At 61.9% G+C, this 23,005-nt stretch carries 20 protein-coding genes and 1 pseudogene; 5 read left to right on the top strand and 16 right to left on the bottom strand.

The genetic code is table 11. The features are described 5' to 3' along the window. Positions 1–4: 4 nt before the first annotated feature. Positions 5–1,360 (bottom strand): peptidylprolyl isomerase, encoded by a 1,356-nt coding sequence (locus tag NCR37_RS10900; protein WP_250473006.1) that lies wholly within the window; start codon positions 1,358–1,360, stop codon positions 5–7. A gap of 80 nt (positions 1,361–1,440) precedes the next feature. Continuing rightward, positions 1,441–3,831, bottom strand: coding sequence for an LPS-assembly protein LptD (locus tag NCR37_RS10905; protein ID WP_250473007.1), 2,391 nt, complete (start codon positions 3,829–3,831; stop codon positions 1,441–1,443). 232 nt (positions 3,832–4,063) lie between these two features. Between NCR37_RS10905 and NCR37_RS10910 the strand changes: the two genes are divergently transcribed. From NCR37_RS10910 to purB, 3 genes are all read left to right on the top strand, one after another. After that, positions 4,064–5,089: an aminoglycoside phosphotransferase family protein gene (locus NCR37_RS10910; protein WP_250473008.1), complete on the top strand. Its 1,026-nt coding sequence runs from the start codon at positions 4,064–4,066 to the stop codon at positions 5,087–5,089. A 14-nt stretch (positions 5,090–5,103) separates the two neighbouring features. Next, positions 5,104–5,805, top strand: a complete 702-nt coding sequence (gene murU / locus NCR37_RS10915) for an N-acetylmuramate alpha-1-phosphate uridylyltransferase MurU (RefSeq protein ID WP_250473009.1) — start codon at positions 5,104–5,106, stop codon at positions 5,803–5,805. Between the two features lie 88 nt (positions 5,806–5,893). Then, complete coding sequence (gene purB / locus NCR37_RS10920) at positions 5,894–7,282, top strand: adenylosuccinate lyase (protein ID WP_250473010.1); 1,389 nt, start codon at positions 5,894–5,896, stop codon at positions 7,280–7,282. Positions 7,283–7,351: 69 nt separating this feature from the next. On the opposite strand, the gene NCR37_RS10925 is transcribed toward purB, so the two are convergent. The 8 genes and pseudogenes from NCR37_RS10925 to NCR37_RS10960 form a co-directional block, all read right to left on the bottom strand. Next, positions 7,352–7,846, bottom strand: a complete 495-nt coding sequence (locus NCR37_RS10925; protein ID WP_250473011.1) for a gluconokinase — start codon at positions 7,844–7,846, stop codon at positions 7,352–7,354. A gap of 10 nt (positions 7,847–7,856) precedes the next feature. Beyond that, on the bottom strand, positions 7,857–9,221 hold the full coding sequence (locus NCR37_RS10930) for a GntP family permease (RefSeq protein ID WP_250473012.1): 1,365 nt from the start codon (positions 9,219–9,221) through the stop codon (positions 7,857–7,859). A gap of 227 nt (positions 9,222–9,448) precedes the next feature. After that, a complete protein-coding gene (locus tag NCR37_RS10935; RefSeq protein WP_250473013.1) occupies positions 9,449–9,751 on the bottom strand; it encodes a hypothetical protein in 303 nt (100 codons plus the stop codon). A 109-nt stretch (positions 9,752–9,860) separates the two neighbouring features. Next, on the bottom strand, positions 9,861–10,046 hold the full coding sequence (locus NCR37_RS10940) for a YadA C-terminal domain-containing protein (RefSeq protein WP_250473014.1): 186 nt from the start codon (positions 10,044–10,046) through the stop codon (positions 9,861–9,863). 59 nt (positions 10,047–10,105) lie between these two features. Next, positions 10,106–10,681, bottom strand: a pseudogene (locus NCR37_RS28515) (ESPR domain-containing protein); the annotation flags it as partial. Positions 10,682–11,121: 440 nt separating this feature from the next. Continuing rightward, positions 11,122–12,249, bottom strand: a complete 1,128-nt coding sequence (locus NCR37_RS10950; RefSeq protein WP_250473015.1) for a DUF2827 domain-containing protein — start codon at positions 12,247–12,249, stop codon at positions 11,122–11,124. A 46-nt stretch (positions 12,250–12,295) separates the two neighbouring features. Further along, the gene (locus NCR37_RS10955; RefSeq protein WP_250473016.1) at positions 12,296–13,447 is read right to left on the bottom strand and encodes a DUF2827 domain-containing protein; all 1,152 of its coding nucleotides are present in this window, start codon (positions 13,445–13,447) and stop codon (positions 12,296–12,298) included. Further along, the gene (locus NCR37_RS10960; RefSeq protein ID WP_350029055.1) at positions 13,444–14,601 is read right to left on the bottom strand and encodes a DUF2827 domain-containing protein; all 1,158 of its coding nucleotides are present in this window, start codon (positions 14,599–14,601) and stop codon (positions 13,444–13,446) included. Before NCR37_RS10960 ends, NCR37_RS10955 begins: the two co-directional genes overlap by 4 nt. A gap of 781 nt (positions 14,602–15,382) precedes the next feature. On the opposite strand from NCR37_RS10960, the gene NCR37_RS28375 reads away from it, so the two are divergent. Next, on the top strand, positions 15,383–15,514 hold the full coding sequence (locus NCR37_RS28375) for a hypothetical protein (protein WP_284506840.1): 132 nt from the start codon (positions 15,383–15,385) through the stop codon (positions 15,512–15,514). A 222-nt stretch (positions 15,515–15,736) separates the two neighbouring features. Here the strand turns inward: NCR37_RS28375 and eda are convergent, their stop codons facing one another. Both eda and edd read right to left on the bottom strand, forming a co-directional pair. Then, positions 15,737–16,369 carry a bifunctional 4-hydroxy-2-oxoglutarate aldolase/2-dehydro-3-deoxy-phosphogluconate aldolase gene (gene eda, locus NCR37_RS10965; protein WP_250473017.1) on the bottom strand — a complete coding sequence of 211 codons (633 nt, stop codon included), beginning with the start codon at positions 16,367–16,369 and terminating at the stop codon, positions 15,737–15,739. A 61-nt stretch (positions 16,370–16,430) separates the two neighbouring features. Beyond that, positions 16,431–18,359 carry a phosphogluconate dehydratase gene (gene edd / locus NCR37_RS10970; RefSeq protein ID WP_250473018.1) on the bottom strand — a complete coding sequence of 643 codons (1,929 nt, stop codon included), beginning with the start codon at positions 18,357–18,359 and terminating at the stop codon, positions 16,431–16,433. 298 nt (positions 18,360–18,657) lie between these two features. Here edd and NCR37_RS10975 point away from each other — a divergent pair, with 298 nt between their 5' ends. Continuing rightward, the gene (locus NCR37_RS10975; RefSeq protein ID WP_206466997.1) at positions 18,658–19,497 is read left to right on the top strand and encodes a MurR/RpiR family transcriptional regulator; all 840 of its coding nucleotides are present in this window, start codon (positions 18,658–18,660) and stop codon (positions 19,495–19,497) included. A gap of 27 nt (positions 19,498–19,524) precedes the next feature. On the opposite strand, the gene NCR37_RS10980 is transcribed toward NCR37_RS10975, so the two are convergent. The 4 genes from NCR37_RS10980 to NCR37_RS10995 form a co-directional block, all read right to left on the bottom strand. After that, a complete protein-coding gene (locus tag NCR37_RS10980) occupies positions 19,525–19,941 on the bottom strand; it encodes a CopD family protein (protein ID WP_250473019.1) in 417 nt (138 codons plus the stop codon). Between the two features lie 20 nt (positions 19,942–19,961). Next, positions 19,962–21,233 (bottom strand): glutamate-5-semialdehyde dehydrogenase, encoded by a 1,272-nt coding sequence (locus tag NCR37_RS10985; RefSeq protein ID WP_250473038.1) that lies wholly within the window; start codon positions 21,231–21,233, stop codon positions 19,962–19,964. Between the two features lie 109 nt (positions 21,234–21,342). Then, on the bottom strand, positions 21,343–22,428 hold the full coding sequence (gene holA / locus NCR37_RS10990) for a DNA polymerase III subunit delta (RefSeq protein WP_250473020.1): 1,086 nt from the start codon (positions 22,426–22,428) through the stop codon (positions 21,343–21,345). Positions 22,429–22,449: 21 nt separating this feature from the next. Next, a complete protein-coding gene (locus NCR37_RS10995) occupies positions 22,450–23,001 on the bottom strand; it encodes an LPS-assembly lipoprotein LptE (RefSeq protein ID WP_250473039.1) in 552 nt (183 codons plus the stop codon). Positions 23,002–23,005 lie beyond the last annotated feature (4 nt).

A 23,005-nucleotide genomic window follows, 5' to 3' on the forward strand; every position in this document is an offset into this window, starting at 1 on the left:
TGGCTTACTGCTGCGCCTCTTGCGCAGCGATGCCCTTGTACTGCACGTACGCCGTGTCGCGCAGTTCGCGCAGCCAGTCGGAGTACGCCTGCTCGGCCTTGCGCTGACCAATTGCCTGACGCGCAATGTCGAGCTGTTGCGTGGCGGTCCCTTCCGCGTCGCGGCGGCCGAGCACCTGAATCAGGTGATAGCCGTATTCGCTGCGCACCGGGTCGCTCACCGCGCCGTCTTGCAGGTTGTTCATGGCGCGCTCGAATTCGGGCACGGTTTCGCCGGGGCTGATCCAGCCGAGATCGCCGCCTTGCGAGGCCGAGCCGTCCTGCGAGTACGTGCGCGCGAAGTTGGCGAAGTCGCCGCCCGCCGCCACTTGCTGCTTGATATCGAGCAGCTTTTGGCGCGCGCTGGCTTCCGACATGCCGTCCGACACGCGCAGCAGAATGTGGCGCACGTGCGTTTGCACGAGCTTCGGCGCATCGGCCGCAGTGCCTTCGCTCGCGCGACGGTCCACCAGTTTGACGATCTCGAAGCCGCCGTCGGTGCGCAGGAGCGTCGGCACGACCTGGCCCGGACGCAGCCCCGACACCGCCGAGACGATGCCCGCCGGCAGCGTGCCCGGCGTGCGAAAACCGAGGTCGCCGCCCTTGCTGGCGTCGGTGTCCTGCGAGTTTTGCTTGGCGAGCTTCGAGAAGTCCTCGCCGGCTTGCGCCTGTTTCAGCACCGCGTCGGCCTTGGCCTGCACCGCCGCGACTTCCGAATCCGGCGCGTTCGACGCGAGCTTGAACATGATGTGCTGCAGATGCAGGTCGCTCGCGTTGCGCGCGCCCGGCCCGCGCTGGCTGGCGATGTAGTTCGCCACTTCCCCGTCCGATACCGTGATCTTGCTGTCGACTTCCTTCTCGCGCAGCTTCGAAAGCGTGAGTTCGGTGCGCGCGTCGCGCACGAACGTCGCCCACGGCACGCCTTGCGCCTCGATGCGCGAGCGGTAGACGTCGAGCGTCATCTGGTTCTGCTGCGCGAGGCGTTGCAGCGTGCGGTTGACGGTGGCGTCGTCGATCACGATGCCGTCCTCTTTCGCCTTCTGCAGCTGGATGCGTTCGAGCACCATCTGGTCGAGCACCTGCCGGCGCATCTGTTCGATGGGCGGCACAGGCGCATTCTGCTGCTTGAGCCGCTGCACGATCAGGCTCGTGCGTTCTTCCAGCTCGCGCTGTGTGATGACGCCGTCGTTCACCACCGCGACGACGGAATCCGCCACCTGCACATTCGGGTTCGACAACGCCTGCGCACCGGCCGGCGAACTGACCATCAGCGCCGCTGTCAGCGCGCTCGCGGCAATCGCCGTCGATCGAAACAGTTTCATGTTTGCCACAGATACTCCATCAAATCCTGACTTGACCCATTCGTGCGCTGTGCGCTTTTTTGGCGTTGTGGTACGTCTTGTCACTCGTAGTCGCTGAAGCGGGCGAGCGGCGGAGCGGACGGCGGCGGCGGCTGATAGCCCTGAACGCTCGCGCGGAACGCGCTGACGAGACCGTTGTCGACCTTAGACAAGCCCTTGAACGTGATCTGCGCAAGCACGCGCGTACCCGACGAAGGCTGGCCGCTCGTGTTCACGCCGTTGGCGTAACGCTGCGCGCCGAAGCCGAGCGCCCAGCAGTCGGCATCGTACTGGAAGCCCACGAGGCCGTCGACGAGCCGGTGGCCGGCAAGATCATAATTGACACGCGCGACGGCATAGAGACGATTCGTCAGCGGCCATTCGCCGGACACCAGCAACTGGTTGATCGGCTCGTTGACGAGCGTGGTCTGGTTCGAGCGCGTGTAGCGGTAGCCGACGTTGATCACCTTGCGGTCCGCCGGACTGAACGCGAAGCCGACGCTCGTGCGCACGAGCTGGTTATTGTCGACATTATATTGGAACGCAGTTTCCGAAGCGAAACCAGCGCCCAGCTTGATTGCCGCGCCGGCGATCAGGTCCGAGTGCTTGGCCTCGTTGATCGGCTGGTCCTGGCTGATCGTGACGCGCTGGCTCGTGAAATAGTACTGCTGCGCGATCACGAAACGCGCGCGCTCGTCGCCCGTCGCCGGGTTGATGAAGCGCGTGGTCAGCCCGGCCGTCAGGCGGTTCGCATCCGCGATGCGGTCGTTGCCGACGAACGTGTTCGGCGTGTAGATTTCCGCGAGCCCGAAGTCGGCTTCGGCGGTATCGAAGATCGGTGCGAAGTTCTGATTGCGATACGGCGTGTAGACGTAATAGAGGCGCGGCTCGAGCGTCTGAATGTAGTCCTGCCCGAAGAGCCGCACGGAACGGTCGAACACCAGCCCCGTATCGAGACTGACCGTGGGAATCGACTCGGTGAAATTCTTCGGCTGCCCGGCTGGCGTCAGCGGCTGCCCCGGCACCGGCCCCGTCGCGATATGGCTCAGGTCGTACGACGCGAAGTGCCACTGAATCTTCGGCGTGAAGAAATAGCCCGGCGCGTTGATCCCGTAACTCAGGTACGGGTTGAAGTACATGCGCTGACCGTCGGTCGCGCCTTCCTGCGTGATCGTGAAGCGCGTGAAGTCCGCTTCCGCGCCGTAGTCGAAGCCGCCGACGTTGTACTTGTTGTACTGCACGTTCAACTGCGGCTCGCGCGCGTACGGCGGAATCGACGGCTGCAGCGTCTGCCAGCGTTGCTCGCGGGCGAGTACGGACCACGGCCCATTGTTGTACGTCAGCCCGGCTTCCTGCTGATAGAGCAGCTGCGTGCCGTTCAGGAACTGATTCGACGCGTTGCCCAGGTCTTCCGGATACTGATCGTCCGAGACCTTGTTGTAATTGACGTAGCCGCCAAAGCCGCCGCCGAAGTTCTGTTGATGCTGCCAGAAGATCGCATAACGGTTCGTGTGCGTTTCGCGGTCGTTCGGCAGATAGTCGACCGTGAGCGAGCCGGAATACGTCGGCGACAGATAGCGGAAATTCGCTTCGCCGAGCACGCCGCGCCGCGACATGATGCGCGGCGTGACGGTCAGATCGCGGTTCGGCGCGATGTTGAAATAGTACGGGATCGTGGCTTCGAAGCCCGTCGTCGAACTGAGCGAGAACGTCGGCGGCAACAGGCCGCTGCGCCGGTCGCCCGTCAGCGGAAACGAGAGCCACGGGCTCGCGAACACAGGCACGCCCTGGAAGAACAGCACGCCGTTATGCGCGATGCCCTCTTCCGAGCCGGTATCGAAATCGAACGACGAGCCTTTGATGTACCACGCCGGATTCGTGTCGCACTGGCACGCGGTGTAGGTGCCGTGATCGACGCGCGCGCGCTCGTTGTCGATCAGATCGATGCGCTCCGCGCTGCCCGAGCCGCCCGTCAGATTGAAGTGGTACTTCGGGTTCGTCATGAACCCTTCGTTCGAATCCACTTTCAGATGCGCTTCCGGGCCGACGAACGACACGCCGTTGTTGATGAGCCTGACATGGCCGAAAGCATCGGCCATGTCCGTGTCCTGGTCGTAATGCAGCGCGTCGGCCTTGATGACCGTGACCGTGCGGCGCACTTCGGCGGAACCTTTCGCCGCCATGTCTTCGTCGGACGTGCCGGTGGCCTTGTCGCCGAGCAGGAAGGTCGTGGGCTGCTGACCGCTTTTGAGCGGCCGTTCGAGCAACTGCGGCGCGAGACGCAGGCTGCCCGGACCGTCGACCGGCTGCGCGTCGGCGGCCGGACCGGCGAGCTGCGCATGCGCGAGAGCGGGCATCAGGCCGGGTACGGAAAGCAGCGCGGCGACGAGCCGCCGCCGGCGTGGCTGTGCGTCGCCTTGAATCTTCGATGCGGGAAACTGTCGTGGCGGCATGTATGGGTGGCGGTTCGATCCCGTTCGCGTCCACCGCGCCCGATGCCGCCGAACGAGCGGCCAGATGAGCGGCCGCTCACTCGGCGGCCCGTCGCTGTCCCGGACGACGCTCGATCGAACGATGACGCGGCACGGTCGTCGGCGCCTGGCGCCAGGCGCGAACAGATAGCTCAAGGATCGCTTAAAAAAGTCGTGGGGTATTATATGGCAAGATGTTTTGCCTCTCGAATTTATGACGCACAATCCCGCCGACACCCGCTTCGAGCAACTCCGTTCCTGGCTTCAGACCTTCGCCGAAACCTATCGGCTGAATCTCGACAGCCTCGCCCCCGCCTCCGCCGACGCCAGTTTCCGCCGCTATTTCCGTCTCGACTGCGATTCCGCGCACGGCAGTACGCTGATCGCCGTCGACGCTCCGCCGCCGGAAAAATGCCGCGAGTTCGTTCAGGTCGCGGGCCTGCTGGAGGCGGCGAACGTGCATGTGCCCAAGGTCCTGCAAACGGATTTCGACGCGGGGTTCATGCTCGTCACCGATCTCGGCACGACCACGTATATGTCCGTGCTCGACGAAAAGAACGCGCGGTCCTTGATGCGCGCGGCCATCGACAGCCTGATCCGCTTTCAGCAGACTGCGCGCGAGGGCGTGCTGCCGTCGTTCGACGACGCGTTCCTGCGCCGCGAGATGGAACTGATGCCCGAGTGGTTCATCGGCCGGCATCTGGGCCGCGAAGTGACGTCGGACGAACGCAAGACGCTCGACGACACGTTCACGCTGCTCGCACAAAGCGCGCTCGCGCAGCCGCAGACCTTCATGCTGCGCGATTTCATGCCGCGCAACTTAATGGTGAGCGAGCCGAACCCTGGCGTGCTGGATTTTCAGGACGCGGTGTACGGGCCGATCACGTACGACATGGCCTCGCTCATGCGCGACGCGTTCATCAGCTGGGACGAGGAGTTTCAGCTGGACTGCATCGCGTATTACTGGGAGCGCGCGAAGAAGGCGGGACTGGACGTCGATCTCGATTTCGGCGAGTTCTACCGCCAACTCGAATGGATGGGCCTGCAACGGCACATCAAGGTGCTCGGTCTTTTCGCGCGCATTCATTATCGCGACGGCAAGTCGCACTATCTCGCGGATTTGCCGCGTTTCATCGGCTATGCGCGTAAGGTCGCGGAGCGTTATGCGCCGCTGTGGCCGTTTGCGCGTCTGCTCGATTCGCTCGAAGGCCGCGCCGTCGAAGTCGGCTACACGTTCTGATTCCCCATTTCCGCATGACCCAACACCTGAAGACGGCGATGATCTTCGCCGCCGGGCGCGGCGAGCGCATGCGCCCGCTCACCGATACATGCCCCAAGCCACTGCTGGAAGCGGGCGGCAAGCCGCTCATTGTCTGGCAGATCGAGCGGCTCGCGGCGGCGGGCGTTGAAACCATCGTCATCAATCACGCGTGGCTCGGCGCGCAGATCGAAACGGCGCTCGGCGACGGATCGCGTTGGGGCGTCGAGTTGCGCTTCTCGCCCGAGGGCGAGGCGCTCGAAACGGCGGGCGGCATTGCGAAGGCGTCGCCGCTGATCGGTGAAGGCGTGTTTATCGCGGTGAGCGGCGACGTGTTCTGCGATTTCGACTACGCCACGCTGCGGGAACGCGCCGACGCACTTGCGCGCAGCGAACAGCCGGGCCTGCATCTCGTGATGACGCCGAATCCGCCGTTTCATCCGAACGGCGACTTTGCGCTGATCGACGGCAAGCTCGCGCTCGATGGCTCGCCGCGCTACACGTTCGGCAACATCGGTCTCTACGACACGCGCATGTTCCGCGATCTCGCGCCCGGCACGCGCCGCGCGCTGACGCCCTACTATCGCGAAACCATCGCGCAGGGACGCGCGACCGGTGAACTGTACGAAGGCCGCTGGGAGAACGTCGGCACGCCGGAGCAGCTTCAGTCGCTCGACAAGGCGCTTCGCGGGCGCTGAGCGCCCCGGAATGGGACGCATCCGATGGTAAAATGCGCGGTTCTTCCGTCTTTTCCCTCCCGCCGCACGCCGCTGCCGACACGTCACCATGTCCGATACCCGCCCCGATACCCTCTTTGCGCTCACCGCGCTTTCGCCGCTCGACGGCCGCTATGCCGCCAAAACCGAAGCCCTGCGCGACTGGCTTTCCGAAGCGGCTTTCATGCGTCATCGCGTGACGGTCGAGATTCATTGGCTGATCGCGCTGTCGCGTGCGGGTTTCGCCGAAGTGCCGCGCTTTACCGAAGCCGCCGAGCAGTTTCTGCTGGGCCTCGTCAGCCGCTTCACCGCGCACGATGCGGCGCGCATCAAGGATATCGAACGCGTCACGAATCATGACGTGAAGGCGGTCGAATACTGGCTCAAGGAATCGGTCAAAGGCCAGCCGGAACTGGAACGCGCGAGCGAGTTCATCCATTTCGCTTGCACGTCGGAAGACATCAACAACACGTCGCATGGGCTCATGCTCGCGGGCGCGCGCGAACACGTGATCCTGCCCGCGCTGCGTTCGGTGCATGAGCGCCTCGTCAAGCTCGCGCACACGCACGCCGAACAGCCGATGCTGTCGCGCACGCACGGCCAGCCCGCCAGCCCGACGACGCTCGGCAAGGAAATCGCGAACGTCGCGGCGCGCCTGTCGCGTGCGATCGAGCGTATCGCGCAAGTGCCGCTGCTCGGCAAGATGAACGGCGCCGTCGGCAACTACAACGCGCATCTGTCGGCGTATCCGGAGTTCGACTGGGAAGCGTTTTCGAAAGATGTCGTCGAGAACCGGTTGAAGCTGACGTTCAATCCGTACACGATCCAGATCGAACCGCACGATTACATGGCCGAACTGTTCGACGCCGTCGCGCGCGCGAACACGATCCTGTTGGACCTCGACCGTGACGTCTGGGGCTACATCTCGCTCGGCTATTTCAAGCAGCGCACGAAGGCGGGCGAGATCGGTTCGTCGACGATGCCGCACAAGGTCAATCCGATCGACTTCGAGAATTCGGAAGGCAATCTCGGTCTCGCGAACGCGACGCTGCGCCACCTCGCCGACAAGCTCCCGATTTCGCGCTGGCAGCGCGATCTCACGGATTCGACGGTGCTGCGCAATATCGGCGTGGCGTTCGGCTATTCGCTGCTCGCGTATGACGCGCTGATCCGCGGCCTCGACAAGCTCGAAGTGAACGCCGCGCGCCTGAACGAAGACCTCGACAACTGCTGGGAAGTGCTCGCGGAGCCGGTGCAGACCGTGATGCGCCGTTACGGCATCGAGAATCCGTACGAGCAACTGAAGGAACTGACGCGCGGCAAAGGCATCACGCGCGAGGCGCTGCAATCGTTCATCGGCGGTCTCGCGATTCCGGCCGACGCCAAGCAACTGCTGCTCGACATGACGCCGGCGTCGTACATCGGCAAGGCGGCGGAACTGGCGAAGCGCATCGCGTAACGCTGGCCGCCGCACAATAAGGAAGGCCCCACGCTCTCGCGAGCGCGGGGCTTTTTCTTCACGGCACGTTCAGCGCGTCTTGAGCTTCTCGATCACGTCATCGACGATCTGCTCGGGCGTCTTCTCGATGCTCTCGATAATCGCCTCGTCCTCGCCCGGTTCTTCGAGCGTGTTGAGCTGGCTCTCCAGCAGCGACGGATCGAAGAAGTGCCCGGTGCGCGTTTGCAGGCGCTCCTGCAGCGTCTCGAAGGTGCCGTGCAGATAGACGAAGCACACGTCCTTGTCGCCGTCGCGCAGGATATCGCGGTACGAGCGCTTCAGGGACGAGCACGTGAACACCGCCGTTTCGCCCGCGCGCTGCTTCTCTTCGATCGCCGCGCGTATGGTTTTGAGCCAGGGCCAGCGGTCCTCGTCGGTCAGAGGAATGCCGTGGTGCATCTTTTCCTTGTTGGCGGCGCTGTGAAAAGCGTCGCCGTCCGTGAACGGACAGTTCAGGCGCTCCGCCAACAATTCGCCGATTCGGGTCTTGCCGGCGCCGGACACGCCCATCGCGATGAGAATCATCTCAAACTCCTTACACGACCGTCGCGAGTGCGAGGGTCAAACCGAGTCCCATCAGGGAAATGATGGTTTCGAGCAACGACCAGGTCTTGAACGTCTGTCCGACCGTCATCCCGAAATACTCTTTGATCAGCCAGAAGCCGCCATCATTCACATGCGAGAAGATGAGCGAGCCCGAGCCCGTCGCCAGCACCAGCAGTTCCGGGCTGACATGCCCGCCCGCCGCGGCTGCAACCGGCGCGACGATGCCGCACGCGGTCGTCATGGCGACCGTGGCCGAACCCGTCGCGAGACGAATGAGCGCGGCGACGAACCAGCCGAGCAACAGCGGCGACAGGTTAGCCGACGACGCCGTCGAGACGATCTGCTGCGAGATGCCGCTATCGCGCAGAACCTGGCCGAATCCGCCACCCGCTCCCACGATCAGCGTAATGCCCGCGATCGGGGCAAGACACTCGCCGCAAAACTTCTGAATCTGCTCGCGATTGAAGCCCTGCTTCGCGCCGAAAGTCCAGAAACTGACCAGCACGGCGATCAAGAGCGCCATGTCTGACTGGCCGATGAAGCGCAGCAGATTGTTCGGCAAGGTCTTCGGCGCGAAGATCAGATCCGCCCAGCTCCCGACCAGCATCAGAATCACCGGCAGCAAGATGGTGAACAGCGTAATGCCGAAGCTCGGCAGATCACGCTTCTTCTCGGTGTCGCCATGCTTTTGCGTGAACTGATCGGCGAGCGCGTTGGCATCCGGCAGCTTGACGTACTTGTGGATCATGAGCGCGAAAAGCGGACCTGCGACGATCGCCGTCGGCACGCCGACGATCAAACCGTAAGCGATGGTCTTGCCGATATCCGCGTGGTACGCCTGCACGGCGAGCAGCGCGGCCGGGTGCGGCGGAATCAGACCGTGCACGACAGAAAGACCGGCGACCATCGGCAGGCCGATCAGCAACAGCGACTTGCCGGTTCGTCTGGCAACGTTGAATGCGATGGGAATCAGCAGCACGAAACCGACTTCGAAGAACACCGGCAAGCCGACGATGATCGCGACGACCATCATCGCCCAGTGAATGTTCTTCTCGCCGAAAAGCTTGATGAGCGTGTTGGCAATGCGCTCAGCGCCCCCGGATTCGGCCATCATCTTGCCGAGCATAGTGCCTAGACCGACCACAACCGCAATATGGCCGAGCGTGTTGCCGTTGCCGGTTTCGAACGACTTGACGATTTTGTCCATCGGCATGCCGACCGCGAGGGCCAGCAACACCGACACGATCATGAGCACGAGGAATGGGTAAACCTTGAAGCGGGCGATCATCAGGATCAGAACCGCGATCGCGATCACCGCGTAGAGCAGCAACATGCTCCCGTGGACGGCTGGCATAACGCCTCCTTGATTTTGTTGAGATTTTTTGCGCTGCCCGTGCGTTTGCCGTCGCTGCCCTGCTGCGTCGGGCAATGTCCGGCAAGCGCGCGCACGGCGCGGACGAACCGAATTCTACTGGTAAGCGGAAGATGCGTCGGTAAACAGCAGCCGACGCAACGTTCACGCCAAAAACAAAAAACCGACGCTCGGGGAGCGTCGGTTTTTTTTGGGGATTGCTTTTGCGGCTACGCAGCCGGTTTGGCCGCCGCGCGCGGATCGCCGCACCGGAAAGTCATTTCGCGCGGATTACCGCCGCCGGGAACGCTGTCGACGGCTTGCGCCACGACGACCTGTTGTTCCTTGCACATCTTCGCAGCAGCTGCCGTGCACGCGTTCTGCGATTCGAAAAGACCCGAGCACGTCACGCGATACGCGTTCGGTTCTCCGGCGATGTTGACTCGGCGGGCGGTGTAGGTCATGCCCGTATCCGTCGAACAGGCCGAGAGCACGCCGGCGCATACGAGAGCGGTGATAAGAAGTTTGGACATCTTGGTTTCGTCAGTTCATGCGAGTGGCTGGTTTGCGACGGTGAGCGATCGGGCGATCGCGCAACACTATGCGATCGCCCGGTCTGCCCGAGTTTCCTCGGGCCGCTGCTTACCAGCGATACGACGCGTTCGCGGTGTACACCGTGCCGCTACGGGTCGTGCCTGCACCCGCCTTCAGCACGAGGTTTTGCGTGACGCGCAGGTTCAACGCGACGGCCGCAGCCGCATAACCCTGATACGAGGCACCGCCCACGCCGACGGACATGGTCTTGTCCTGGTCGATGTTCGGAACCATCGCCAGCGCGGTGGCGGCAGCAATGCCCGAGTAAGCGGTACGGCCAACGAAGTCGAACTCACGGCCGTGGAGAGCGAATTGGACATCGAGAACAGCTGGCTACCGTTGATCGCATCCGAACTCGTGGCACTAACGTTTCCAGTACTCAGATTCGTGATTGAATGGGTTGTCATATCGACATATTGATTCATCTGAATCTTGGTGTTCGCGCCCACCGTGACGATCCCGCCGGAGCCCGCTGCGATCCAGGAAGTAGGCGCGGTGTCGTTGTCGGCAAGCATCGCCCCTGTAAACGACCCGAGTCCCTCAGCGCCGCCGCATACTGTCGCATTCACGGCCCCATTGGTGGTCGCGTACATCCCATAGTTGCCACCCGAACCGCACACAGTCACCACGGGACCGGCCGCCCACGCGGACGAAGCGCCGAACATGAGTGCGACGGTTGCGCCCATGCCCGCGGCCGTCGCAAAGAACCCTTTCTGGGCTGCATTCGTGATCTGTGGTGATGCCGTTAGACCGTCTGTCTGCGCCCGCTCGACAGAACCCGACCGCTTTCCACGCGCCATCGCGGTCTCCGCGACCGCCACGAACGTCCCTGCCTTTTCATTCCAAATACTGCGGTATGACTTATTCATAAACCGAATTGACCCACTGAAAACGAGTGTCTTTTACAAAAAAAGAAAGAAAACACCTTTGACCAAGACAGAGGATATTCACGTGCAGCCCTTTCTTGAAGCGGACACGTCCTAAATTCAAAGAAACTCTATGGACGACACGAATTCTGAGTCACAAGCTTTTTCAGCTAATTCCTATATACGACGGCTGAACACGCGACTTACCGCGGAGCAGAAGCGTTTCGCCACCACTCGAATCGAGCGTCGGGCGATATGAAACCAAGAGAAGGTGAGAGAGGACGTCCGCGCGCTATTGAACTACGGCTGAAGAAGCGAATCACCAAAGCGGAACGACGCACCGCGGCAACGGCGTAGAAGAGACGCTAAGAATGGCAAAAGGCCGGTTAAGGAACCGGCCTTTTGCGTCAGGCGGAAGAATGCGCAGTTATACGCTAGGCGAATCAGCGCGGAGCCTTATCCATCAAAGAAGTGAGCAGCCGGCTGTAATCGGCGACGAGTTCGAGGTTATCTGGCAGAAAACGCGAAATCGCCTTACGCTGATCATCACGATACCGGGCAACCCGCTGGTCGTGACCGTCTATTGCCTCGATGACTCGCCGCGCGCCTTCGCTTACGTCGTTCGCATGGTAGTAATACCCGAGATCGGTGCACAACGTGGCATTGTGCACAAGCGGATAACCCTGCCAGCACACTTCCAGATAGAAATAGTTGAGCGGGTTTTCCCATTGATGCGAAACAACGATATCAGTCTTTTCCGCCAGGAAAGTTGGCGTATCGAAGCGCCCAAGGAACACCGCCTTGTGCTGGCGCACGATATCGAGCTGGTTCATGAGGGAAATGAATTCTTTGCAATTAACTGCGAGGTGCTGCGCGTTCGTCACCTGCAGCAATTCGATCGCATCCGGCCGCTCACGATACGCAAGCTCGGCGATCATCGCCGGATACAGGCAGAATTTGACGACGTTGATATTCGGTTCCATCACGCTCAACCTTCTCGGACCGCCGTGCGGACGATACTGCCCCGATTCGGGCATTTCCGCGGTCCGCGCGTTCAGGAACAAGGGGCTCCAAATGAAGGGAACGACACGAGCGGTCTGCCGGCGCAGCACCTCGAAATACGGCTGACTGATATTGGCAACCTGCGGAATCATCCAGATGTCGTCGTAACGCTGATTGACGAACAAGTTATCCCCAAAGCTGGGCTTGTTGAACAGAATCGATTCCATTGCATGGACGTATTCAAAGCCGCAGCAATAGGAAACAAGCCGCGCGCCGCGCTGCTTCAAGTACTCGGTCGCGCCCGGGTCAATCTGTCCGCCCAGTTCGATAAGAACATCAATATTGTCCTTCGCGCCGTCGAAAGTGACGGTTGGCCAGCGGTTCAAGTCCCACGGTAGTTTGTCCGTAATTGCAACATGCGTCGTATTGACCAGCACGACGCTTTCGACGTTCGGACAATTCTTGAGCGCCTCTGCCAGAAAGACGGCGTTCTGCTTGATGCCGTTATTCCACAAAGTCTCGGCCTCGTGATGCAAGCCAATCGTGATTCCAATACGGAGGTTTTTCATCGCCCGATGCTCCAGTGCCGCGCTGCAACTTCAGTTAATCTCAGGTTCATGCTCTTGCGTAGACCGCTTCTATCGCCTGCGTGTAGGTACGCACATTGTCTTCATTCTCCGGATCGAGCGTATGAAGGAACGCCTTGGCCGTTGCACGATAGCTTTCGAGGTTTTCGTCGTGCACGCTGAACGCGCGCCGCAACGCCATACCACCCTCTTCGCAGTCGAAGTCGTGATAACGGTACCCGCAATCCCCGATCAGATGGGAGTTATGAATGAGCGGATAACCGCCATATAACGCCTCGTAATACACGTAATTTTGCGGGTTTTCCCATTGATGACTGACCACCGCGTCCACGGACACCGGCACGATCTGCGCAAACGGATAACGTCCCTCGAAGAACCCGAGGCCGTGTTTCACGAGATCGAGGCTCTGCGCGAACCCGGCAAAGGCCGGATGCTCTTTGAGCTTGAACGTGTTGTACGCATACATACGCTCGATCATGTCCGGATTCTCGCGATGCGCCGCCTCGCAGCACAGCATCGGAATAAAGCTGGTCTTCACCATGCAAACGTTCGGCTCGAAAATGCCGATGCGCCAGCGACGGCGGCCGGGCTGGTATCCGAATTTCTGCCCCTCGGGCAGCTTCGCGACTTCACGGTCGAGCACCACCGGGCTCCAGAGATGCGGCATGAGTTTCACCGGCGCGCGGAAAAGCGTCTCGAAGTATGGCGCGCAACTACTCTCGTACTCAGGAAGCGTCCACACTTCATCGTACGGCGCACCTGAAATCAGCAAGGCATGCTGCAGTTTGAAAACCATGCGCTCAATGTCGATCACGTAGTCGTTGCCCACGCGCATCGTGATGATTTTTCCGCCCTGCTCCCGAAACTTGATCGACCACTCGCGGTTCAACTGCGCGCTCATCTCGATCATCACATCGAGCTTGCCCATCGCTGTTTCCATGTCGATTAGCGGCGCGGGGGAATCCACTAGAAAACGCTTCGCGTCTTCAGGACCACCGTCGCCGCCTCCCGTTACGAGATAGGTCGCTTTCACACGCGGCGAGCGATTGAGCAGCATCACCAAGTAAAGGCAATTCTGGAAAATGCCGTTTTCCCAGAGCGACTGCTCGCCTTTACGAATGAAAATCGAGACGCCGACATTAAGCCGCTCTGGCATGCGGGAGTTCGTTTGCTTATTCATACGCCGAGCTTCGCCTCGCTACCGTGAAACAGGTGCAGTAACCGGTCGGCAAAGCTGTCCAGGTTCGCTTGATTGAAGGGATTGACTGAATCGATGACACGCTGCGCGCGGACTCGGTAATCCGCGAGCGACGCGTCGTGTTCGCGAGCCGCGCGCAGAAGTTGTCGCCCGCCTTCCTGTGAATCGAAGCCCGGGTAGTAATATCCGGCGTCGAGCCAGGGCGAGTTGTGCACGAGCGGATAACCGCCATACAGCACGTCGAGATAGAGGTAATTCTGGTCGTTGCCCCATTGATGCGACACGACAGCATCCGAGAATTGCGCCATGAAGCCCGCAATGTCGTTGCGACCGTGAAACGTTGCCTTACTGTCTTTCACGATGTTTAGCGAATTGGCCATTTGCACGAGCGTGGGGTGATCCTTCATGTGCAGTGTATTGAGCACATGCATGTGAGAGACGCTCAAGGGATCCCGCCGATAAGCCTCTTCGCAAGCGAGCATCGGGATACTGGATGTTTTGACTACCGAAATATTCGGTTCAAAGATCGAAACGCGGAAACCTTGCCGTTGCGAAGGATCATTCAACGAACCGTCGGCGCGCGGCTGATACCCGTAATGCAGACCGTGTTCGCTAACCTCGGCGATGCGCTGCTCCAGGAATTGCGGATGCCAGATGAACGGCACGAGATGAACGTCGCAACGGTGCAGCGTGCGCATCATTGGAATGGACAGACGGTCTTTCGACATCAACCAGATTTCGTCGTAGCGGTCGGGGCGCATGACGTGAACCGGTTTATCGAAAACCGGCGATTCGACGAGTCCCACGTACGGCTGGCCGCAGCAGTAGTACACGACCTTTTTGCCGCGAGCGCGCATGAGATCGAGCCACTGCGTATCCAGAGCACCGCCCATTTCGAAGATAACGTCCACCTGGTCGGTCGCGTCATGGGTTCGCATGATGCGCATACCTTTCGATGACGCGTCGACCTGCGGCGGCAAGGCGTTTTGATCTCCCACATCGATGAGCGCAATGCTGTCAACGAACGGTAGCCGTTGCAAAGCCTCAGCCAGAAACACGACGTTTTGGCCCAGACCGTTCTGCCAAATGTTCTGCCCTTGATGCGTGACGACAGATATTCCGATTCGAATAGTCACAGTTGATATCTCAGAAATTCGGGATTACGCATTCCGAAATGGCGCGCAATGTGTTGGCCTCAAGCTTTGCGTCGACAGTGCTGGGCTGTGTCGCCGCACGCAACGTCCGGTCCTAGAATTTCTACGGACGGGCGGAAACAAGCAGTGCACCTAGGGGACGAACGGGTAGCCAACCTACCGCTTGAATATATAGAAAATTTTCTATATTTCCCAGCAATCCGAATATTTATAAGAGTCGTCCTAGCGTTTTAGAAATCGCAAGAAACGGCGCATGACGCTGGACGCACGACCGGGAGGCGAGTGGAGAGAGAAATGCTTGAGTCTGATGGTCGGCGTCTGGTCGATCGCGTGATAGTCACGCCTGCACGGAGTCGACGCGTTGCGCGTCGTCGTCTGCGAACGTTTCGGCCACCGTTTTGCAGCACGACCGCAAATACCGGTCAATTGGCACATACGTTTGACCACCGCGCGCATCTTGGCAATCAATTCATCAGATCGATGCTTTACAGCATATTGTTATGAAAACATTTAGGAACATTCGGCGTTAATTGATGCGATCCAACTGTTAATATGCCGATGACATGGCGCCCGGGATTAATTGGACTCACGTTATAGTTTCGACTAAGTCCGGCTAATCCCATCTGGCCGTGTTCTTCGGCTGGGGACATTTCAGTATATCGAAACCGACACAACCGCAACAGAGTTGCAGTTCCGATCGCGAGATAATGTCCTCGCCAGAGGCAAATCCAGTTTTAAATTTTTCGATTCAACGAGGACTAAAATGATTAAAATTGATCGCAGCATGTTGGCACACGCTCAGGTTGCAGGCGGCTCGACGAAGAGCAGTTCGAGCTCGACGTCGTCGACCAACGTGAACATCGATATTTCGCAGACGACAATCACGCCGATCTGATGGCCTTTTGATTGCCTCGGCAGGCACTTCGCCTGCCGCCGACAAGGTTCAGTTCAGCAAAAGAACTGAACCTTGTCTCGTTAAGCGGTATTCATAAGCGATGCATCGCCCAATTAAGAAGCCGCGCCTGAATCTCCGTTAAGAATTCTCGCCTCGACACAGCGCCTCCCCATCAGGCGAGGGTCAACGAAAGCTCACCCCCCCGCGCCTGTCGAATCATCGTTACTTCTGCGGCGCAAGCTCACTCGCAGCCCGCGCCAGCCGCGTCACTTCCTCCCAATTCTGCGCAGCGAGCGCAGCCTTCGGCGTCAGCCACGACCCGCCAACACACACCACATTCGGCTGCGCGAGAAACAGCGACGCCGTCTCCGCAGTAATGCCACCCGTCGGACAGAACTTGAGATTAGGAAACGGCCCGTAAAACGCCTGCAACATCGGAACGCCGCCCGCCTGTTGCGCCGGGAAAAACTTGACGGTTTCATAGCCCAGTTCCATCGCGGTAATGATGTCGCTCGGCGTCATCACGCCCGGCAGCAGCGGCAGCCCGGCATCCTGTGCGGCCTTGTGCATGTCCTTCGTCAAACCCGGCGACACGCCGAATTGCGCGCCCGCCTTCTTGGCCTGCTCGCAATGCTCAGGCTTCGTGATGGTCCCGACGCCAACGACGATGTCTTCCGCGAGCTTGCTCGCCCGTTCGATCGCGCCGATGCCCGCCGCCGTGCGCAGCGTGATCTCGAGCACCTTCACGCCGCCTGCGTGCAGCGCGCGCGAGACCTGTTCGCCCTGCTCCACTGAATCAAATGCGAGCACCGGAATGACCGGACCCAGACGCACGATTTCGCTTACCGTTTTCATGTGATGCGACTCCTTCTTATATGCGGCGACTCAGTGTCAGGCCGCGGGTTTCCAATTGGCGTCAGTGCGTCGCCTGCGTGGATGCATGAGCGCGAGCCGCTTCGCGATGTGCGTCGCCGACATTCGCCGTCGCGCCGTCAGTAGCGGACGGAGCCGTCGCGCCGATCAGCGCACCGAACACCGACGCGCCCTCCTCGGCTGGCAGCGCCGCGCTGCGGAATACGCCGAACAGCTCGCGGCCGAAGCCGACTTCGTTTTCCGCCTGATTCGCCGGCGCCTCGACCTCGCGCGACGCCCATTCGCGTTCATCGATGTCGATGTCGAGCACGCCAGCCGGCGCGTCGATCACCAGCATGTCGCCGGTCCGCACCTTGCCAAGCGGCCCATGCAACAGCGCCTCGGGCGATACGTGAATCACGGCAGGCACCTTGCCCGATGCACCCGACATACGGCCGTCGGTGACGAGCGCGACATGAAAGCCCTGATCCTGCAGCACGCCGAGAAGCGGCGTCAACCGGTGCAGCTCCGGCATGCCGTTCGCGCGCGCGCCCTGAAAGCGCACGACCGCGACGAAATCGCGCTTCAGCTCGCCCTTGTCGAAGGCTTCCTGCACTTCTTCCTGCGAATTGAACACGATGGCCGGCGCCTTCACCACGCGATGCTCCGGCGCGACCGCCGAAATCTTGATGACGCCACGCCCGAGCTTGCCTTGCATCAGCCGCAAGCCGCCGTCCGGCTGGAACGGCTCGCGAATGCCGCGCAGCACTTTCGTGTCGTGACTCTCGGCGGCGCCATCGACCCATTGCAGCTTGCCGTCGATCAGCTTCGGCTCTTTCGTGTAATGCGACAAGCCGCGGCCCGCGACCGTCTGCACGTCTTCGTGCAGCAAACCGCCTTCCAGCAGGTTGCGCACGAGAAACGCCACGCCGCCCGCCGCGTGGAAGTGGTTCACGTCGGCCTTGCCGTTCGGATAAATCTTCGCGAGCAGCGGGACGACCTGCGAGAGCTCGTCGAAGTCGTTCCAGTCGATCACGATGCCCGCCGCCCGCGCGATCGCCACGAGGTGCAGCGTGTGATTGGTCGAACCGCCCGTCGCGAGCAGCGCGACGATGCCGTTGACGATCGCCTTCTCATCGACCACATGGCCGATCGGCGTGTAATTGCCGCGCTCCAGCGTGAGGTCGAGCACGCGGCGCGCGGCCTCGGCGGTGAGCGCATCGCGCAGCGGCGTGTGCGGATGCACGAACGCCGCGCTCGGCAGATGCAGGCCCATCACTTCCATGAGCATCTGATTGCTGTTGGCCGTGCCGTAGAAGGTGCAGGTTCCGTGACCGTGATACGCCGCCGCCTCGGCTTCGAGCAACGCGTCGCGATTGCACTTGCCGGTCGCGAACTCCTGACGGACCTTTGCTTTCTCGTCGTTGGTGAGGCCGCTCGTCATCGGGCCTGCCGGGACGAAGATGGTCGGCAGATGGCCGAACTGCAACGCGCCGATGGCGAGCCCCGGCACGATCTTGTCGCAGACGCCCAAACACAGCGCCGCGTCGAACATATTGTGCGTGAGCGCGACGGCCGTGCTCATGGCAATGACTTCGCGCGAAAAGAGCGACAGCTCCATCCCCGCGTTGCCTTGCGTGATACCGTCGCACATGGCCGGCACGCCGCCCGCGAACTGCGCGATGCCGCCGTGTTCGCGCGCCGCCTGCTTGATGATGTCCGGAAAACTCTTGTACGGCGCGTGCGCGGAAAGCATTTCGTTATACGACGACACGATGCCGATGTTCGGCTCGCGCACCGCCTTGATCGCAAACTTTTCCTGTCCTTCGAGTCCGGCGAAACCGTGCGCGAGGTTCGCGCAAGACAGCGCGCCCCGCGCCGGGAACTTGCCGTGCGCCGCGTCAATACGCGCGAGATACGCCGCGCGCGTGGACTTGCTGCGTTCGATCACGCGGTCGGTAACCTTCTTGAGTTGTGAATGCGGGGAAACCATCGAAGCTCCTTGTCTCACTCCGGCGCGCATGCCGTCGAGTTATGGGTTGGACAATCGCGAAGAACGGCGGCTGCGTCGTTATCGTGTGGATGCCGCTCGGCGCCATATTAGTAGAAAAACTACACGTCGACAATGTGTTGAACGCGATTCGCTTTTCAGTGGGCGCCTAACTCGCGACCTTTAAACATCGGCATCTCAGGGAATTCCCTAACGAATTGGCGGCCGAACATGTAGTATTTGTACAAAGCGAATCATCGGCTATAGTCGCAGGCAAATTCCAGCATAGGCGAGTTTTCCGATGTTGCTGTCTCAAGTCGAAGCAATGCGCGAGCAGTTGCGCCCGTCCGAGCGCAAGCTCGCCGATTATGTGCTGGAAGCGCCGCGCGAAGTCCTCGACCTGTCGATGACCGACTTCGCCGCCCGCGCAGGCGTCAGCCAGCCGACCATCGCGCGTTTTTGTCAGGCGCTCGGCTTCTCCGGCTTCCGGGAATTCAAGATCCGGCTTGCGCAAAGCGTCGCAGCGGATGTGCCCACGGTCTACCGCGACGTCCGCAGCGACGAACCGGCCGCCGGCGTCGCGGCGAAGGTGCTGGACCGCACCATCGGCGCGCTGATCGCGGTGCGGAACAGCTTGTCGTCGGACAGCGTGGCTGCGGCCATCGCGATTCTTTCGGATGCGCGGCGCATCGAGTTTTATGGCGCAGGCGGCTCGGGCATCGCCGCGCTCGACATGCAGCACAAATTCTTCCGGCTCGGCGTGCCCTCGGTCGCGTACGCCGATCCGCATACCTACACGACGTCGGCGGCGCTGCTCGGTCCCGGCGATGTGGTCGTCGCCATTTCGAACACTGGCCGCACGAAGGACATTCTCGATGCGTGCAAATCCGCGCTCAATGGCGGGGCGAAAGTGATCGCGATCACGCACGGCAATTCGCCGCTCGCGCGACTGGCGAGCGTCGGCCTGTTCGCGAATGTCGATGAGGACACGGATATTTTTTCGCCGATGACATCGCGCGTCTCGCATCTCGCAATCGGCGACATTCTGGCGGTGGGGCTCGCGCTGGCGCGCGGCCCGCAGCTGGCTGAGAAGCTCGCCGAGGCGAAGGACGTGCTGGAAGGACGCCGGGTGGGGACGTGAGCCGACGCCGGACTCACGGAAGAGACATCAGAACGGTTTGACGACCACCAGAAGCGTCGCGCCGAGCAAGCCGAGCACCGGCAACTCGTTGTACATGCGGTACCACTTGTCCGAGCGCGTGTTCTCGCCGCGCTGGAACGTGCGCAGCAGAACGCCGCAATACGCGTGATAAGCAAGCAGCAATACGACGATGCCGAGCTTCGCGTGCAACCAACCCTGTCCGCGCCCGATGCCGACATCCAGCCACAGCCACAGCCCGCACGCGAGCGCCGGCACCGCGATGAACGTCATGAAGCGAAAGAGCTTGCGCGCCATCAGCAGCAGGCGCGCGGTCGCTGCCGGGTCCTTCTCCATCGCGAGATTGACGTAAATGCGCGGCAAGTAGAACAGCCCCGCGAACCACGAGGCGACCAGCACGATATGCAGCGATTTGATCCAGAGCATCGTTTCTCTTCGGGTCGTTCTTATTGACGCACTTCGCCGTGACCGAGCACGACGTACTTCAGCGACGTCAGCCCTTCCAGTCCCACCGGGCCACGCGCGTGCAGCTTGTCGTTCGAGATGCCGATTTCCGCGCCCAGCCCGAACTCGAAGCCATCCGCGAAGCGCGTCGACGCGTTGACCATGACGCTCGCCGAATCCACCTCGCGCAGGAAGCGCATGGCGCGGTCGTGATCTTCGGTGACGATCGCGTCCGTATGATGCGACCCGTACGTGTTGATATGGTCGATGGCCTCGTCCAGGCCATCGACAATTTTCACCGCGAGAATCGGCGCGAGATATTCGGTGCTCCAGTCTTCGTCGGTGGCATCCACGAGCCCGCTGATATGCGCCGCTTCGAGCACCTTGCGCGCCGCCGCGTCGACACGCAGTTCGACGTCCTTCGCCTGGAACGCGCGCGCGAGCATGGGCAACGCCGCTTCGGCGACAGCGCGCGCGACGAGCAGCGTTTCCATCGTGTTGCAGGTGCCGTAGCGATGCGTCTTCGCGTTGTCGCAGATCGCCGCCGCTTTCGCGAGATCGGCGCGGTCGTCCACGTACACGTGGCAGATGCCGTCGAGATGCTTGATCATCGGCACGCGGGACTCTTCCATTAGCCGGGCGATCAGGCTTTTGCCGCCGCGCGGCACGATCACGTCGACGAACTCCGTCATGGTGATGAGCTTGCCGACCGCCGCGCGATCCGCCGTCTCGACCACCTGCACTGCGTCCTGCGGCAGTCCCGCCGCTCGCAGTCCCTCGCCGATCAGCCTGGCAAGCGCAGTGTTGCAATCGAGCGCCTCGGAACCGCCGCGCAGAATCGTCGCGTTGCCGGATTTCAGGCAGAGCGCCGCGGCGTCGATGGTCACGTTCGGCCGCGATTCGTAGATGATTCCGATCACGCCGAGCGGCACGCGCATCTGCCCGACCTGAATGCCCGTCGGACGGAACTTGAGTCCGCTGATCTCCCCGATCGGATCGGCCAGCGACGCGACTTGCCGCAACCCTTCGACCATCGTGCCGAGCGCCTTGTCGGAGAGCGTGAGACGGTCGATGAACGCCGCGTCGTAGCCCTTTTCGCGGGCTCGGTCCAGATCGCGCGCATTCGCGGCCTTGAGCGCGTCGCGTTCCCGCTCGATCGCATCCGCCACCGCGACGAGCGCCGCGTTCTTCGCCGCCGTCGACGCCCGCGCCATCGCGCGTGACGCCACGCGCGCGCGGCGGCCGAGATCGGTCATGTACTGGTCGATGTTCATCTGGATCATTCCGTATGCCGGCTGCGGAAGCGCGGCATCAGTGAGATGGGAGCCGCGTCCGGCTGCAGGGCCCGACGCGCAAAGGATCATTCTAAGCCGTGTCGCGTAATTAGCGACGCGGTCGCGGCGCTGGCGACGCGCCTTGCGCCACGGCCATCGCCAGTTCGAACATGCCCGCCCACGGATCGGGCGGCGGCTCGCTGCCGCGCGCACCCGCGCTGCCGGAACTACCCGAGAGCCCTTTGACCTGCCGGTCGAGCCGCGCCGCGAGCGAGAGCGCGCGTTCGAGCGCGTCTTCCGTCACGCGGGAAAGGGCCGGGCCGATCAACCGCTCGCGCGGCCCCCATACGCGATTTTCGCGCAGCAGCGTGGCGAGCGGCTTGCCCGACGTCACACCGCGCTTGATGCGCAGGAGCGTGCGCACTTCGTCGACGAGCGCCCACAAGACAAGCACAGCCGCTTCGCCTTCGCCTTTGAGACCGTCGAGCATGCGTGAAAGACGGCCGACGTCGCCCGTCAGCATCGCCTCGTTCAGCTTGAACACGTCGTAGCGCGCGACGTTCAGCACCGCGTCGTGAATCTGCTCGAACGTGAGCACGCCCTGCGGATAAAGCAGCCCGAGCTTCTGGATTTCCTGATGCGCGGCAAGCAGATTGCCCTCGACGCGCTCCGCGATAAAGACGAGCGCGCGCCGCCCCTCCTCGCCCGGCGCGACGCGCTGGCCCTGCTGCGCAAGCCGTTGGCCGACCCACATGGGCAATTGCGCGCGGTCGACCGGATCGACCTTCAGCGCCACGCCCGCGCCGATGAGCGCCGTGAACCACGCGGATTTCTGCGTGGCCGAATCGAGGCGCGGCAGCGTGACCAGCGTGACGACGTCGGGATTGCCGGCGGCGGCGAGCATTTTTAGCGCCTCGCCGCCTTCTTTGCCGGGCTTGCCCGTGGGAATGCGCAGCTCGATCAGCTGACGGTCGCCGAACAGCGACATCGACTGCGTCGCGCCGATGAGCGCGCTCCAGTCGAACCCGCGCTCGACCGTGAACACCGTTCGATCCGTGAAGCCGCCCGCGCGCGCGGCGGCCCGGATGCGGTCGCACGCTTCCTGAACGAGCAGATGCTCGTCGCCATAGACGACGTACAGCGCCTTCAGGCCCTTGGCGAGATGCGCTTCGAGCGCGTCGAGCTTCAGTTGCATGGTGGACGGTCGCGTAGCCCGTTACAGCGGCGGCGTGGGCAACGGCGCCCGCGGTGCGATACCCGGCGTCTGTTCCGCCGGCGTCGGATGCAGCGAACGCACGACCGCGAGCCGGCGCGTCAGTTGATCCACGGCGTCGTTGCGCATGTCGTTGTAGAGCAGCGTGGCTTCCTGCGACTTCGCGAGCGTGTACTGGTTGCTATAGGTCATCGCGCGATTCAGCGCGATGGCGCTCGGCGGAATCAGCACGGTTCCGTCCGCGCCGACGAGCGTGTAGCTCAGGTTGTAGACGAGCTCGTACTCCTGGATCACGCCCTGCGAATTCAGGCTGAGTGTGCGGAGACCTTGACCTTCCGTGAGGTAGAGCGTCGCGTCGGGCTTTTCCGAAGGCGTCACGATAACCGTATCGCTTCCGCCCTGCACCATGCGTTCGAGCCGCCCGACCATCTGCGGCGCGCCGCCGCTGATCGCCAGGCGCTTGAAGGCGTAGTCCTGCTCGCCGCGCAACTGGAAGCCGCACGCGGACAGCGCGACCGCGCCGCCCACCAGCGCGAGGAACGTACGCCGGCTCACGCGC

The sequence above is a fragment of the Caballeronia sp. GAFFF1 genome, from assembly GCF_023630705.1.
GTDB lineage: Bacteria > Pseudomonadota > Gammaproteobacteria > Burkholderiales > Burkholderiaceae > Caballeronia.